Source organism: Pantoea sp. AS142 (assembly GCF_037152305.1).
Lineage (GTDB): Bacteria > Pseudomonadota > Gammaproteobacteria > Enterobacterales > Enterobacteriaceae > Pantoea.
The window spans coordinates 93,089-108,709 of the sequence record NZ_JBBCMO010000010.1; the positions used below are offsets into that span (position 1 = coordinate 93,089).

Below are 15,621 nucleotides of genomic sequence, written 5' to 3' on the forward strand. Positions count from 1 at the left end.
GCGCGATATCGTATAGCAACCGTTTGCATCTATTCCGCAAACGGTTGCTACGTCATTTGTAGCCCTATTTGTTGCGCAACTCCCGACTTTAACCCTATTTGATTGATATTAAATGAATTTTGTCTATTTCAGTTCTGGCACGCAGGTTGCAGGGTTATTAAAGAGAGAACCCTCTGCAGACACTGAATCGCGCTTTCAGAAAGGACATTATCATGCTATCAGCAACCGACACGGCGATACGCGCCAGCTTCTTTGACTTTACTGGCGTAGTGGATCATCCCGATGACCTGACCGGGCAGGCCCGCTATTTGCAGGACGGCGTGTTGCGGCTGCGTGAGGGACGCGTCGTGGGGCTGGATAGCTGGGAGAACAGCGAGGCGATGCTGGCGGGTCAGCCTGTTACTGATTTACGCGGCAAAGTGATCGTGCCTGGCTTTGTCGATACGCACATTCACTATCCGCAGACAGAGATGATTGGCGCATTTGGCGAACAGTTGCTGGAGTGGCTTAATCACTACACTTTCCCGGTTGAAGCGCAATATCACTGCCCCGATCATGCTGCACGCATGTCTGCTTTTTTCCTGCATCAGCTGCTCTCCAACGGCACCACCAGTGCGCTGGTGTTCGGTACCGTCCATCCTCAATCGGTCGACGCACTGTTCTGCGCCGCCGAAGCCCTGAACATGCGGCTGATTGTCGGGAAAGTGATGATGGACCGCAATGCGCCGGATAACCTCACCGAAACCCCGGAACAGAGCTACCAGCAGACGCGGGCGCTGATTGAGCGCTGGCATAAGCGTGGACGGTTAAACTACGCCCTGACGCCGCGCTTTGCACCGACCTCAACCCCACAGTTGCTGGAAAAGGTGCAGCAGCTGCGTCAGGAATTCCCGGATGCCTGGCTGCACACTCATCTCAGCGAAAACCCGCAGGAGGTCGCCTGGGTCAAAGAACTGTTCCCGGAGCGTGATGGCTATCTGGACGTGTATCACCATTACCACCTGACCGGCCGTCGCAGCGTTTTTGCTCACTGCCTGCATCTTGAAGAGAGCGAATGGCAATGTTTGCACGATACTGATTCATCCATTGCCTTCTGTCCCACCTCAAACCTGTTTCTCGGCAGCGGTCTGTTTAATCTGAAACGCAGCTGGCAGCAGGGTGTGAAAGTGGGGATCGGCACCGATGTCGGTGCAGGCACGACCTTTAATATGCTGCAGACCCTGGGCGAAGCTTACAAGGTGGGCCAGTTGCAGCACTACCGGCTCAGTGCTGCCGAAGCTTTTTATCACGCCACGCTGGGCGGGGCGCGTGCGCTGGATCTCGATCATGCCATCGGTAATTTCAACGTCGGTAAAGAGGCGGATTTTGTGGTGCTCGACCCGGCTGTGTCTGCCCTGCAGCAGTTACGCATCGGCAACAGCAAAGATATCTGGGAAAAACTGTTTGTATTAATGACGCTGGGCGACGACCGCAATATTGCCCAGACCTGGGTAGCCGGTCGTCCGGTCTGGCAGCGCGACACACAGGAGCAAGCCGCATGATCCAGTTTCTGTTAAACAACCAGCTGGTCAGCGAAACGGCGCTCGACCCCAATCTCACCGTGCTCAACTACCTGCGCACCCGGCAGCAGCGCCCTGGCACCAAAGAAGGCTGTGCCTCAGGTGACTGCGGTGCCTGCAGCGTCACTCTGGGCAAAGCCGTCGAAGGAAAGATGCAGTATGAGACGATCAACAGTTGCCTGACACTGGTCTCTTCTTTACAGGGCAAACAGCTGATTACGGTTGAGGATTTGCGTCATGGCCGCGCGCTGCATCCGGCGCAGCAGGCGATGGTCGACTGCCACGGTTCGCAATGCGGATTCTGCACGCCAGGCTTTGTGATGTCGCTGTTCAGCCTGCGAAAAAATGCCGCGTGCTGGGATCGCCATCAGGCCGAAGCCGCACTGGCGGGCAACCTTTGCCGCTGTACGGGCTACCGGCCAATTATGGCTGCCGCCGAACAGCTCCTCTCACAGCCGGTGACAGACCAGTTTGATCACAGCGCCGCGGTCATCGTGCAGCGGCTTGAAGCGCTGTCAGATCCTGAGATGCAGGCATTAAGCGGGGAGAATCGCCGCTGTTTTCTGCCGAAAACCCCGTCCCAACTGGCGGAGATCTACCTGGCGTATCCCGATGCGATGCTGATTGCCGGTGGCACCGATCTCAGCCTGCAGATTACCCAGCAGCATAAAAGGATACCGCTATTGATTGCCCTGGAGCAGGTTGCCGCGCTCAAAGTTTGTAGCGAATTCGATGATCACTACCTGCTGGGAGCAGGTGCATCGCTGCAGCAGGTCAGCGAGTTTCTTGCCAGCCGCATTCCCGGCGTCAGTGAGATGCTGCAGCGCTTTGCCTCACTGCAAATCCGTCTGCAGGGCACCCTGGGCGGCAATATTGCCAATGCGTCGCCGATTGGGGATGCCTCGCCGATGCTTTTGGCCCTTGATGCCAGCCTGTTGCTGCAGCGCGGTGAGCAGCTGCGCAGTCTGCCACTCGACCACTTTTTTACCGGCTACCGGCAAACCCGGCTGGAAAAAGGGGAGTTTATTCGCGCCATCCGCATTGATAAGGTGACGGTGTCACCCGATTTCGTCGCCTGGAAGGTCTCTAAACGACTGGATGATGATATCTCAGCGGTGTTCGCGGCCTTTAACCTCAGCATTGACCAGGGCGTGATCAGCGTCGCCCGCATCGCATTTGGCGGTATGGCTGCCACACCGCAGCGCGCCAGTCACGCTGAGCAGGCGCTCATCGGCCAGCCACTGAATGCCGTGACGGTGTCACGTGCAGCGGCGGCACTGGCTGCAGATTTCCAGCCGCTGTCCGATTTCCGCGCCAGCAGTGACTACCGTCTGCAGGTGGCGCAAAACCTGTTGCGTCGTTTCTGGCATCGCCACAACGGCGAAATAACCTGTATCGAGGTGGCCCGTTATGTCTCATAACCGTCCTGAACTTAATGATGAAGTGATCAAGGCACAGTATGCCGCTGAATTACAGAGCGGCGTAAGCCGCAGTAACCGCCATGAGAGCGCTGAAAAACATGTCTCCGGAGAAGCGCGTTTCATCGACGATAAGCCGGCGCTGCCGGGTCTGCTTCATCTCTGTCCGCATCTGAGCGAGCACGCTCATGCGCGCATCCTGCGTATTGATGTCCAGCCGTGCTACGCAGTGCCCGGCGTAGTCAGTGTCTTAACCTGGCAGGATGTGCCGGGCATCAATGATGTCGGGCCGCTTGAGCCGGGCGATCCGCTGCTGGCCCAAGATAAGGTGGAATATCTGGGACAGATCATCATCGCGGTGGCGGCGGATTCACCCGATGCCGCGCGTCTTGGCGCTGCCGCCGCGGTGATTGACTATGAGGTGCTGGAACCGCTGCTGGATGTAGAACAGGCGCTGGCGCAGGGCAGCTTTGTTCAGGACCCTCATATTCATCAGCGTGGTGATGTGGACGCGGCACTGGCGCGTGCGCCGCATCGGGTCAGCGGATCATTTCATATCGGTGGTCAGGAGCATTTCTATCTGGAAACGCAGACGGCAATGGTCATTCCTGGCGAAGACCAGCAACTACAGGTCTTCTCCTCAACCCAGAACCCCACTGAAGTGCAGAAGCTGGTGGCTGAAGTAATGGGTATCAGCCTGAATCAGGTGACGATTGATATGCGCCGGATGGGCGGTGGCTTTGGTGGCAAAGAGACGCAGGCGGCCGGTGTCGCCTGTCTCTGCGCCATTGTGGCGCGTCAGACCGGTCGGGCGGCGAAGATGCGGCTTTCACGCCGCGACGATATGCGCGTCACCGGCAAGCGTCATCCATTCTTTGTGCGCTATGACGCGGGCGTTGAAGAGGATGGGCGTCTGTGCGGCATCAAAATCGATCTGGCCGGTAACTGCGGTTACTCGCTGGATCTCAGCGGATCGATTGTCGATCGTGCCATGTTCCACGCGGATAACGCCTATTACCTTGGGGATGCACGGGTGACCGGCTATCGCTGCCGCACCAACACCGCCTCGAACACCGCCTATCGGGGTTTTGGCGGGCCGCAGGGCATGGTGGCGATTGAACAGATCATGGATCACATCGCGCGCGACCGTGGACTGGATCCGCTGACGTTGCGCAAGCGTAATTACTATGGCAAGCAGGAGCGCAACATCACCCATTACCACCAGCAGGTGGAGGATAATCTGCTGGATGAGATCACTGAGCAACTGGAACAGAGCAGCAACTATCAGGTGCGCCGCGCAGAGATTAAGGCGTTTAACACCCGCAGTCCGTTACTGAAACGCGGTCTGGCGCTGACGCCGGTGAAATTTGGCATCTCCTTTACCTCCAGCTTTCTCAATCAGGCGGGGGCGCTGATCCTGATCTACACCGACGGCACGGTACAGCTTAACCACGGCGGCACCGAGATGGGCCAGGGACTGAACACCAAGGTGATTCAGATTGTTGCCGAGGTGCTGCAGATTGAGGTTGATAAGATTCAGGTCACCGCTACCGACACCGGCAAAGTGCCCAACACCTCGCCAACGGCAGCCTCCAGCGGGGCTGATCTCAACGGCAAAGCGGCGCAGAATGCCGCTGAAATCCTGCGCGACAGAATGACCGCCATGCTCTGCGAGTTGCACCAGTGCGACGCGGCGGCGGTGAGCTTTCGCAACGGGGTGGTGCGCGCCGGGGATAAACATTACACCTTCGCCGAGGTGGCGAAGCTGGCGTGGCTGAATCAGGTGCCGCTCTCGGCCACCGGCTACTACCGCGTGCCCGGCATTCATTACGACCGCCTGGCGGGCCGTGGCAAGCCGTTCTACTACTTTGCCTATGGGGCTGCCTGCTGCGAAGTGGTGATTGATACCCTAACCGGCGAATCCCGCCTGCTGCGCGCTGACATCCTGCATGACGTCGGAGCGTCGCTGAATCCGGCCATCGATATCGGCCAGGTTGAAGGGGGCTTTGTACAGGGCGTCGGCTGGCTCACCTGTGAAGAGCTGGTGTGGAGTGATAAAGGCCAGCTGCTGACCGATGGTCCGGCGAGTTATAAAATTCCTGCCATCAGCGACGTCCCGGCGGACCTGCGGGTCACGCTGGTGGAGAACCGCAAAAACCCTAAAGACACGGTGTTTCACTCCAAGGCCGTTGGCGAACCGCCGTTTATGCTGGGCATCGCCGCCTGGTGTGCGCTTCAGGATGCGGTCGCCAGCGTCGCCGATTACCGGCAGCACCCGCTGCTGGATGCGCCCGCCACGCCGGAGCGCATCTTCTGGGGCGTTCAGCGCCTGACGGGAGCCGATGATGATTTATCATGACTGGATCGGCGTACTGTATCAGCTGCGAGAAAAACGTCAGAGTTGCGTTTTAATCACCGTGCTTAATGAGCATGGTTCGGTGCCGCGTGACAGCGGCAGCAAAATGGTGGTGACGCAGCAGGAAAGTTATCTCACCATCGGTGGCGGTCATCTGGAGTTTCAGTGTATCGCCCAGGCCAGGGCGATGCTGCAGAGTGGGGCGACTGCGCCACACACCGAGGATTTCAGCCTTGGCGCGCGGCTTGGGCAGTGCTGTGGCGGCAAAACCACGCTGCTGTTTGAGCTGCTGCTACAGGCACAGCCTGAAATCTACCTGTTTGGTGCGGGCCATGTCGGACAGGCGCTGGTTAACCTGCTGGCGACGTTACCCTGTCACATAAACTGGATCGATAGCCGACCGGCGCAGTTCAGCCATGTTCCCGCTGGCGTGGTGACACTGCAGCCGGAAGACCCTATTGATTGCGTGGCGCAGGCACCCGCGGGCAGCTACTTCATTATTATGACTCATCATCATCCGCTCGACTTCGCACTATGCGAGGCGGTGCTGAAACGCGGTGATTTTCGCTATGCCGGGGTGATTGGCTCAGAGACTAAAAATCAGCGCTTCCGCTACCGGCTGGCGGGCAAGGGCGTGGCGAGCGAACCGCTGGCGCGGCTGCGCTGTCCGATTGGTCTGCCGGACGTCAAAGGCAAGTTGCCAGCCGAGATTGCGGTGGCGATTGCCGGTGAAATTATCAGCGTTTATCAGCAGCATGTCGCCTGAGTTGCGCTTTCGTGACAACCTGTCAGGATAAGACTTTGCGATGCCCATCAGGAGCGAACCATGAACGCCCGACAGAATCCCTTCTTTAGCGTCAGCACACTGCCTTACCAGACACCTCCTTTTGACCAGATTGAGGAGCAGGATTTCCTGCCCGCGCTGCAGGCGGGCATTGAGGAGAAGCGCCAGGAAATCGAGGCGATCGCCCTGAACAGCGAAGCACCCACCTTTCTCAACACTTATGAAGCGCTGGAGAAAAGCGGACAGCTGCTCAACCGGGTGAATCTGGTCTTCAGCGCCATGACCTCGGCACATACCAGCCCCTATCTGCAGCAGGTGGAGGAGGAGGTCGCCCCTCAGCTTACCGCGCTCAACGATGACATCATGCTTAACCGCCCGCTGTTTTCACGGCTCGATGCCGTCTACCTGCAGCGCACGAAACTGGATGCCGAATCAAAACGACTGGTTGAGGTGATCTGGCAGCGTTTCCAGCTGGCGGGCGCCAATCTGCCGGAGGCGCAGAAACAGCAGCTTAAAGCACTGAATCAGGAAGCGGCGCGCCTCAGTACCCGTTTTACCAACAGACTGCTGGCCGCCACTAAAGCGGGCGGGCTGGTGGTCGATGATCTGCAGAAGCTGGCGGGACTGTCACCGGCCGACCTGGCGGTGGCGCAGGCGGAAGCGCGTGCGCGCGGTCTGGAAAAGCGCTGGCTGCTGGCGCTGCAGAACACCACGCAGCAACCGGCGCTGCAAAGCCTCGCCGATCGCGGAACCCGAGAAGCGCTGTTTCAGGCGGGTATCACCCGAACTGAAAAAGGCGATGAGAACGACACCCGCGAGGGGGTATTACGGCTGGCGCAGGTCAGGGCGGAGCAGGCGCGGTTGCTGGGTTTTGCCAGCTATGCCGAGTGGAAACTGCAGGATCAGATGGCAAAAACGCCCGGTGCGGCGCTGGCGTTTATGCGTAACATCGTCCCTGCCGCGCGCACCCGTGCCGAACGTGAAGCAGCGGCCATCCAGCAGACCATCGATCAGCAGCAGGGCGATTTTACCCTGCAGGCCTGGGACTGGCGTTTTTATGCTGAACAGGTGCGGCGCGCCCGTTACGATCTGGATGAGAGCCAGATTAAGCCCTACTTTGAACTTAATTCGGTCTTGCAGAATGGGGTGTTCTGGGCGGCGGCGCAGCTCTATGGCATCCGTTTTACCCCGCGACAGGACCTGCCGGTTTACCATCCCGACGTCCAGGTCTTTGAGATTTTCGATGCCGATGAGACCCCGCTGGCGCTGTTTTACACTGACTTCTTTAAGCGTGACAGCAAGGGCGGCGGTGCATGGATGAGTAACTTCGTCAACCAGTCAACACTGCTCGACAGCAAACCGGTGATCTACAACGTCTGTAACTACCCAAAACCGCCGGCGGGTGAACCGGCATTGCTGAGCTGGGACGATGTCATCACAATGTTTCACGAGTTCGGGCACACGCTGCACGGCCTGTTTGCCAGCCAGCGTTATCCGAGCCTGTCGGGAACAGAAACCCCGCGCGATTTTGTCGAGTTTCCCTCACAGATCAATGAGCACTGGGCCAGTGAACCGGCGGTGTTCCGCAACTATGCCCGTCATTATCAGACTCAGGAGCCAATGCCCGCAGATCTGCATGAAAAGATCGTACAAGCCGCGACATTCAACAAAGGCTATGAGATGAGCGAGCTGCTGGCTGCCGCGCTGCTGGATCTGCACTGGCACAGCCTTAACAGTGATTCCGCCCCGCAAAGCGTGGAAGGATTCGAGCAGCAGGCGCTGCAGAGCGACAATCTGGCCCTGACGGCGGTGCCGCCGCGCTATCGCTCCAGCTATTTTCAGCACATATGGGGGGGTGGCTACGCCGCGGGTTATTACGCCTATATCTGGACACAGATGCTCGCCGACGATGGCTATCAGTGGTTTGTGGAGCAAGGCGGACTGACGCGTGAGAATGGCGACATCTTCCGGCAGCACATCCTGTCGCGTGGCAACAGCAGCGATCTTAAAACGCTGTATGAAAGCTGGCGGGGCGCACCCCCTCAGCTGGAGCCAATGCTGAAAAATCGCGGTCTGGCGGATTCATAACACCACGGGCTGTCAAGCGGTAGCGCGCTGATAGCCCGGCCTTATTCGTTTTAACCCAACGGGCCGCCTTCAATGGTTTCGCACATACCGGCCAGCACCCGTTCACCGGTTTCGTTTTTCAGGGAGTGATACCATTCTGCTGTAATCGCCGGATCGCGCGCATGGGTGACGTCACAGCGTTTGCGCGCTTTCAGCACCAGATCTTTTACCCGTTCAACCCGTCGTGCCTGATAGCGTAACAGCGCATCTTCAATGCCCAGCGAATGGGAAGCCAGCGTTGAGGCCAGTACCACAGCATCTTCCATCGCCGCACAGCCGCCCTGACCGATGTCTGGCGTGGTGCTGTGGGCCGCATCGCCAAGCAAGGCAACGCGACCTTTGACAAATCGGCTGAAAGGTTCGATGTCGTGGATCTCAACCCGATTGGTGCTATCGGGATTAATTGCTGCGATCAGCTGCTGCACCGGCTCCGCCCAGCCCTGGAAATAGCCAACTAAGTCCGCTTTCACTGTGCTGCGATCCTGCGGCAGTCCCTTTGGCAGCGGCACATCAAAGAAGAAGTAAAACCGATTGCCGCTGACCGGCATCAGCGACACCCGTTTGCCGTCACCGACAAAAGTGGTCCACTGATTGGCGGGCGCAATACGCTCATCAATGGTAACCAGACCATTCCAGTTAACGTAACCGGCGTAGCGTCGCTCCAGCTTCTGCTCCAGCACATATTCGCGGATCACCGAATGCGTACCATCAGCGGCAATCAGGAAATCCCCGGTGGCCTGACTGTTGTCGGAGAAGGTAGCAATAACGCCGTTCCCGGTCTGTTCGACCTGGATTACCCGCTTACCAAACTGCACTCGTTCACGCCCAAAAGTATCAATCAGCATCGCCTGCAGTTCAGCCCGCGCCACCGGACAGGGATATTCGCCAACCTGCTGCACCAGCGGTGCCATGCTGAAGCGGGTCAGGGGCGCACCGGTTGCGCCGTCGTGATAGGCCATATACGCCATATTACCGCCCAGCTTACGCAGTGCGGTCTTCATTCCCAGTGCATTGAGGCATTTCACACCGTTGGGCCAGATGGAAATCGCCGCGCCAACCGGTTTCATCGCGTGTACCGCTTCAAAGACATCAACCTCAATTCCGGCTTTTTCCAGCGCAATGGCGCTGGTCATTCCGCCAATACCGCCACCAATCACGATTGCTTTCATAATACTCTCCTCTCTGCATGCCTTTTTAACTGCAACTTTTGTACCAGAGAGAGAGTTACCCGCGGAATTATTATAATAGTACTCAAATTCAGTGGGTTAATATATCCGTAAGGACGCCTTGTCTGCGTCTTCCTCACAGTCGGATGCACTTAAATGTGGCAAACCAGGGGACCAAAAGCGTGCGCGTATGCGCGGGCTGTATCATTTGTTTCATCACCAGGGAAGCAGGGACAATTATCCGCAAGTGGGACGCATGGACCAGGTTCCCGCGCTGCCAGCATTATTACATTAAAAATTATAAACTATATTACCGCTCCGCTTTAATGGCGCTCCTGATAAATAATTAAACATTTACATAACAATTGGTGTATCTATTGCTGTTAAATAACCCCTGAATTCAGTAGTGAGTTGCCCTGACACAGTTCAACATAGTTGTTAATAAATAATGCATATTCATATTCCGAAACAAATGTGACGGTTTTTGCAGCGTGAGAAATCATTAGTAAAACCGGAAAATTCGTGTCCGGACGGGCTTTTAGGATATTGCTCAAATATATTGATAGCGAACACGTGATATAGATCTCTCCAGATACAAGGACTCTGGAAGGTAAACATGAAAATAGGAATCACGAATAACCATTATCCGGAGCAACGTAATATCTTAGTTAATCCGGATAATGAATATATCAATCTGAAAAAGAGCAATCTGTTCTATTTTATTAACCCGTTACGAACCCGATTGCTCAAAAAAAATAAAACCTTTGTCTTTCAGCCTGTGCCTTTTTCAGGGGCATCGCGGGCTGACATTCTGCATCTGTTCAATGAAGTCGCGATTACCCCTCAGAAGTGGATCGCGTCATTTGAAACTGAGCTGCCGCGTGTGTTGCCGGTTGCTGGCGTTGCCAAGCAGGATAACCCCGAACTAAAGCGCTTAATTCCCCATCTGCTAAAAGAGAACTGCCTGGGGCTAATTGCTATCTCGGACGCCACACTGAATATTCAGATGAAGCTGTTCAAGCCGGATGTCGCTCAGCAAATCCGCCGCAAAACCCTGGTGCTGCATCCGCCACAAAAGCTGTTTGTTCAGCATAAAACGCCGCGTCAGCCCGGTATTCTGAAACTGATATTTGCCGGGAACGAATTTTATCGCAAAGGCGGGGCTGAAGTGGTGCTGGCGATCAGCGAGCTGATTGAAGAGCGCAGGCTGGAGGAATCGCAGCTGGATGTGCAGTTGATTGGCGATCTCACCAAGCGTCACAATGTTGCTCACCGCCAGTTCCAGGATGATGAAGCTTTCTGGGGCGGCATTGAGAACCGCATCAAACGCTATCGCTGCTTTACGCATCATTCGCGGATGGACAATGGCGCACTGATGCAGCTGTTTCGCCAGAGTGATGCCGGATTGTTACCGACCTGGCAGGAGACTTATGGTTTCTCGGTGCTGGAGATGCAGGCTAACGGCTGTCCGGTCATCACCAGCAACGTTCGCGCCTTGCCGGAGATTAATCCCGCCAGCGCGGGCTGGGTGATTGCGAGTCCGCTGAACGCCGATCGTGAATACAGCGTTAACTCGCCAGAGCAGAAGGCGCAGCTGCGTCAGTCGCTGGTGGCGGGGCTAAAATCGACGCTGCTCGCCATCATCGACCATCCTGAAATGCTGCAGGAGAAAGGTGAGGCGGCGATTCTGCGCATCAAAGATCAGCATGATACTCAGCGTTACATTGCCCGGCTCAATGATATCTACAGCCGTGGCGTGGCTAATGCCACTCAACATCCCCCTGTTGTCTCAATTTGACTAAATTTCTCTGACGGGGTGCGCCAGACTAGCCATACTAAGGGCTGCGTACCACTGGAGAACTCTTATGAAAATTATCCTCACGCTGCTGCTGTCCGGATTACTGGGCAGCAGCGCCTTCGCTCAGCCCGCACCGCTTTTCCCGGCCCGCGCCCCCCTGGCACAGCTGACGCCCGTCGCGGCCCGCTGTGATCTCTCCGCCTGTCAGACGAACTGCTACGTTGAACGCTCCCATTGCAACACCCGGGACAGCGGAGCCTGCAGTTCAGAGGCTCAAATATGCGTTCAGGCCTGTGCCAGCCAATGTAAATAACCCGACTCAGTGAAGAAACCCATAGTTACCAATGAAAAAGTCTTTGTTTTACCTTGCATTATTGTCTCTTTCTGCCCGTTGTGTTGCCGCCGATCTCTCCTCACAGCAGGTCACCTCTCTGGTTCAGGCCGCGATTGAACCGCTGATGGCGCAGCAGGCGATCCCGGGCATGTCGGTGGCGGTACTTTACAAAGGCCGGACGCAGTTTGTGAACTTCGGCGAGGCCGATCTTGAGTCACGCCGCCGGGTCACGGAAAACACGCTGTTTGAGCTGGGTTCGGTGAGTAAAATCTTTACCGGCACTCTGGCCGGGATCATGGTCCGCAATGGCGAAATACGGCTGAACGATCCGGTGCAGAAGTACTGGCCGGAGCTGAAAGGTGAGCAGTGGCGTCCGGTGCGGATGCTGCATCTGGCGACCTATACCGCGGGCGGGCTGCCGCTGCAACTGCCGGAAGAGGTTACCGATCAGGTTTCGCTGCTGAAATTTTATCAGGCGTGGCAGCCACAGGCTGCGCCAGGCACGCTGCGCCAGTACTCTAACGCCAGTATCGGCCTGTTTGGATCGCTGATGGTGAAGGGCGATTATGAGCAGGCGATGGAGCGAAATGTGTTTCAGCCATTGCGCCTGACGCGCACCTATCTCACCGTGCCGCCGTCAATGATGCTGAATTACGCCTGGGGCTATAAAAATGGCCAGCCGATCCGGGTCTCACCCGGCATGCTGGATGCAGAAGCCTATGGTATCAAATCAACCGCACGCGATATGCTTACCTTTATGCAGGCGAATGTGGATCCTAACCGTTTATCCTCGGGCAATGCTGTACTGCGGAATGCCATCCGCACCGCACAGTCGCGCTACTTCAAAGTCGGTAGCCTGTTTCAGGGGCTGGGCTGGGAGATCTACGACTGGCCCGTCACAGCCGACACGCTGATCGGCGACAATGACAATGGTGTTGCGCTGCAACCGCGTCCGGCGTCTCAGTTGAACCCTGCCGGGCCGTCGCAGAGCGCGAGCTGGGTGCATAAAACCGGTGCCACTAACGGATTTGGTGCCTATATCGCCTTTATTCCTCAAAAGAACAGCGGCATCGTGATGCTCGCCAACAAGAATTACCCCAATCCACTGCGTATAAAGGCAGCGTGGCAGATTCTGCAGGCTTTACAGCAGGGGCAACTTTGAGTAACACACGTTGCTCTGTTGCTGCGCACCAGGGGAAGGCTGGCACCTTCTGTTCATCTGCGCTAAAATTGAAATCAAATGAACAGGAGGGCTGTTATGTCCATCGCCATTTATACACCCGCTCAGCATCGTCGCAACACTACGCTGCTGCATGCCCTTAATCTGCCGGAAACCCTGCCCGATGCGCACCAGCGTATCGCGGTGGGTTTCAGCAGCGGCGTGCTGAAACGCACCGCATCGCTCTCCACCTTTGACGAGGGCTGGTTGTGCCGTCTGGCGGGCATCGATCGCACTACCTACAATCGCAAAGTTAAAGACCCTCAGCAGACTTTTTCACCCGATCAGAGCGGCCGGATCTATATGCTAATCCGCGTCCTTTCTGCCGCCAGTAAACTGTTTCGCGACGACAGGCCGCGTCTGGTTCAGTGGCTGGAAACCCCCGCCAAAGCGCTGGGCGGTAAGAAACCGGCGGAGATGACCACCACGGTGGCGGGTGCGGAGGCGGTGATCAACCTGATTGGCCAGCTTGAGCATGGCGTGATCACCTGATGGCGATCCCTTTCTTTCGTCTGGTGAAAAGTGAGTATGCGATGACCGCCTTTGATGGTTTTGGTGCCCGCACTTACGGCGGGCGCTGGAACTCAGTGGGAATGGTCTGTGTCTATATGGGATCGAGCCGGGCGCTCTGTGTACTGGAGGCGCTGGTTCATCTTACCGTTCAGGATGTGTCACACGACTACGCCATGCTGTCGATTAGCGTGCCGGAATCGCTGATTACCGAACTCTCGCTGGAGGCGTTACCCGGCGACTGGCAGGCCGATCCTGCGCCCTCTTCGACGCGGCAGATCGGTGATGACTGGCTGGCCAGCCCGGACAACGGGCTGGTGCTGAAAGTGCCGAGCACGCTGACCGGTGAATGGAATGCGCTGTTAAATCCCCGTCATCCGGCGGCGGCTGGCATCATCAGTGAAGTGGTGGTGGAGCCGTTTTTTTTCGATCCGCGCTTTCGATTACAGTAGGGTGATCATTCGCCACTTTCCCCACCGCATCTCATCACGCCGACGCCGACGCCTGCGATGTAGATATCGCCTGCGCCGCGCAGATCAGCGCCAGATGGCTCAGTCCCTGCGGCATATTGCCACGCCAGCTCTGACTACGGACATCATACATCTCATTGAAAATATCGACGTTACCCTGACCGTCCAGTGTAGCCAGAATCTCCTGCATCGCTTGTTCAGCCTGGTCTGGCTCACCCATTTCCGCCCAGGCTTCCACCAGCCAGAAGGCACAGGCAAGGAAGGTACTCTCTTCATTTCTGACTCCGCTGTAGCGGTAGAGCATGGCGCTGCCGTCACCCAGTTTTTGACGGATTGCGCGACAGGTCGAGAGCATCCGCTGAGGATTGACCGCTTTACCGTATCTGTGAACCAGCGCCAGCGACGCGTCAAGGCGATCGTCACTGCCGGCGTAAAAAAGATACGCCTGCTGTTCTTCCGACCAGCAGTGCGACTCAATCCAGTCCCGGATACGATCTCGTTCCCGCTGCCAGCGCCCCAGCCAGGTGGGTTCGATATGCTGGCTTTCTGCCAGCGCCACAGCCCGATCCAGCGCCATCCAGCAGGCCATTTTGGATTGGGTATAGTGCTGCAGCTCCGGCAGTTCCCAGATGCCACAATCTTTCTGCCGCCAGTGATCGGCGCAGCAGTTCGCCAGTTCGCCCAGCATGCGCGAAGTGGTGATATCCAGCACATGTCCCGCCTCAATAAACCGCTGCGCTGTTACCAGCATGTCGCCATACATACTGAGCTGCAACTGGTCGCGGGCATTATTGCCGACTCGCACCGGCTGAGAGTTCATATAGCCGCTCAGTGACGGATAACGCTCTGCGGGTACGTCATCGCCATTGAGGGCATAGCAGGCGCGCAGCCTGACGCCGTGGCGCATGATTGTCTGTGACAGCCAGGAAAAGGCCGCTTTGCAATCTTCCAGCGCCCCGATATAGACGAACGCTTTAATAATCAGGCAGGCGTCGCGCACCCAGGCGTAGCGGTAGTCATAATTTTTCTCGCCGCCAATCCCCTCCGGCAAGGAGGTGGTCGCAGCAGCAGCCAGCGCGCCAGTCGGGGAGTACCAGAGAAACTTCAGCGACAGGGCAGAACGCTTCACCAGCGCCGGATAGCGACCGGCATAACTCAGGGTTTCTACCCAACGGGTCCAGCCGGTGTGGCTGGTTTCAATCCGCTGATCGATAGCCTCCAGCGGCGGCACCGCCAGCGGTTCTTTTTCGGTAACCAGCAGTGCGCAGAGTGAACGGGAACCGGCAGCGGTGCGTAGCGTGGCACAAACCTGCTCGTCATCCCGCAGTGTGATCTCAATATCTTCGCTGGTGCGGAACATCGCCATGATGTCGGCGATATGAAATACCTTGCCTTTCTCATTGTCGGCTACCCACGGTGAACGGGTTTCGGCTGCGGTACCGAAGCGCAGGGTAATCGCTAATTCTACTTCACCGCTGACGCCCTCAATGCGGCGCGCCAGTTCGCACCAGGGGAGACGGCCCGCCAGCGTACTGTTTATTGATTCGGTCAGTAGTACGGCACCGCTGTCGGTGTCGAAGCGGGTTTCCAGCACGTTGCTGTTGTCACGGTAGCGGCGCGAGACCTGATAAGGTGCGCGCGGGGCGATCTGAAAGTAGCCACCGAGTCCGGCGTCAAGCAGGCGATCAAACAACGGTTTCGCGTCGAGATTGGGCGCGCACCACCAGTCAATAGAACCATCCGGCGCAATCAGCGCCACTGAGCGGCCTTCACCGATGGCGGCATAATCGCCAGGACCGGCAAAGCCATCTTCTCTGACCGGCGAATGAAAGACCTTGTTTTTCATGATCTGCTTCCTTGTTTCACGGTTACGATCGTTG

Annotated in this window: 12 protein-coding genes; 10 read left to right on the forward strand and 2 right to left on the reverse strand. The window is 57.0% G+C overall.

Annotated elements, in window-relative coordinates:
• Positions 1–212: 212 nt before the first annotated feature.
• The 5 genes from guaD to dcp are packed head-to-tail and all read left to right on the forward strand — an operon-like array spanning position 213 to position 8,205.
• Positions 213–1,541 (forward strand): guanine deaminase, encoded by a 1,329-nt coding sequence (guaD, locus tag WFO64_RS17460; protein WP_337013324.1) that lies wholly within the window; start codon positions 213–215, stop codon positions 1,539–1,541.
• Positions 1,538–2,980 (forward strand): xanthine dehydrogenase small subunit, encoded by a 1,443-nt coding sequence (xdhA, locus tag WFO64_RS17465; RefSeq protein WP_337013325.1) that lies wholly within the window; start codon positions 1,538–1,540, stop codon positions 2,978–2,980. Before guaD ends, xdhA begins: the two co-directional genes overlap by 4 nt.
• The gene (xdhB, locus tag WFO64_RS17470) at positions 2,970–5,336 is read left to right on the forward strand and encodes a xanthine dehydrogenase molybdopterin binding subunit (protein WP_337013326.1); all 2,367 of its coding nucleotides are present in this window, start codon (positions 2,970–2,972) and stop codon (positions 5,334–5,336) included. The genes xdhA and xdhB overlap by 11 nt, the downstream gene beginning before the upstream one ends.
• The gene (xdhC, locus tag WFO64_RS17475) at positions 5,323–6,099 is read left to right on the forward strand and encodes a xanthine dehydrogenase accessory protein XdhC (protein ID WP_337013448.1); all 777 of its coding nucleotides are present in this window, start codon (positions 5,323–5,325) and stop codon (positions 6,097–6,099) included. Before xdhB ends, xdhC begins: the two co-directional genes overlap by 14 nt.
• 60 nt (positions 6,100–6,159) lie before the next feature.
• On the forward strand, positions 6,160–8,205 hold the full coding sequence (gene dcp, locus WFO64_RS17480) for a peptidyl-dipeptidase Dcp (RefSeq protein ID WP_337013327.1): 2,046 nt from the start codon (positions 6,160–6,162) through the stop codon (positions 8,203–8,205).
• 50 nt (positions 8,206–8,255) lie between these two features.
• Here dcp and hpxO read toward each other — a convergent pair whose 3' ends face one another.
• The gene (gene hpxO, locus WFO64_RS17485) at positions 8,256–9,413 is read right to left on the reverse strand and encodes an FAD-dependent urate hydroxylase HpxO (protein ID WP_337013328.1); all 1,158 of its coding nucleotides are present in this window, start codon (positions 9,411–9,413) and stop codon (positions 8,256–8,258) included.
• A 613-nt stretch (positions 9,414–10,026) separates the two neighbouring features.
• Here hpxO and WFO64_RS17490 point away from each other — a divergent pair.
• The 5 genes from WFO64_RS17490 to WFO64_RS17510 all read left to right on the forward strand — a co-directional run bounded on the left by WFO64_RS17490 (position 10,027) and on the right by WFO64_RS17510 (position 13,723).
• Positions 10,027–11,208, forward strand: a complete 1,182-nt coding sequence (locus WFO64_RS17490; protein WP_337013329.1) for a glycosyltransferase family 4 protein — start codon at positions 10,027–10,029, stop codon at positions 11,206–11,208.
• A 67-nt stretch (positions 11,209–11,275) separates the two neighbouring features.
• The gene (locus WFO64_RS17495; RefSeq protein ID WP_337013330.1) at positions 11,276–11,521 is read left to right on the forward strand and encodes a hypothetical protein; all 246 of its coding nucleotides are present in this window, start codon (positions 11,276–11,278) and stop codon (positions 11,519–11,521) included.
• A 31-nt stretch (positions 11,522–11,552) separates the two neighbouring features.
• Positions 11,553–12,704: a class C beta-lactamase gene (gene ampC / locus WFO64_RS17500; protein ID WP_337013331.1), complete on the forward strand. Its 1,152-nt coding sequence runs from the start codon at positions 11,553–11,555 to the stop codon at positions 12,702–12,704.
• Positions 12,705–12,800: 96 nt separating this feature from the next.
• Positions 12,801–13,253, forward strand: a complete 453-nt coding sequence (gene parS, locus WFO64_RS17505; RefSeq protein ID WP_337013332.1) for a type II RES/Xre toxin-antitoxin system antitoxin — start codon at positions 12,801–12,803, stop codon at positions 13,251–13,253.
• A complete protein-coding gene (locus WFO64_RS17510; protein WP_337013333.1) occupies positions 13,253–13,723 on the forward strand; it encodes an RES family NAD+ phosphorylase in 471 nt (156 codons plus the stop codon). The genes parS and WFO64_RS17510 overlap by 1 nt, the downstream gene beginning before the upstream one ends.
• A gap of 34 nt (positions 13,724–13,757) precedes the next feature.
• Here the strand turns inward: WFO64_RS17510 and WFO64_RS17515 are convergent, their stop codons facing one another.
• Positions 13,758–15,587, reverse strand: coding sequence for a glycoside hydrolase family 15 protein (locus WFO64_RS17515; RefSeq protein WP_337013334.1), 1,830 nt, complete (start codon positions 15,585–15,587; stop codon positions 13,758–13,760).
• Positions 15,588–15,621: the final 34 nt, after the last annotated feature.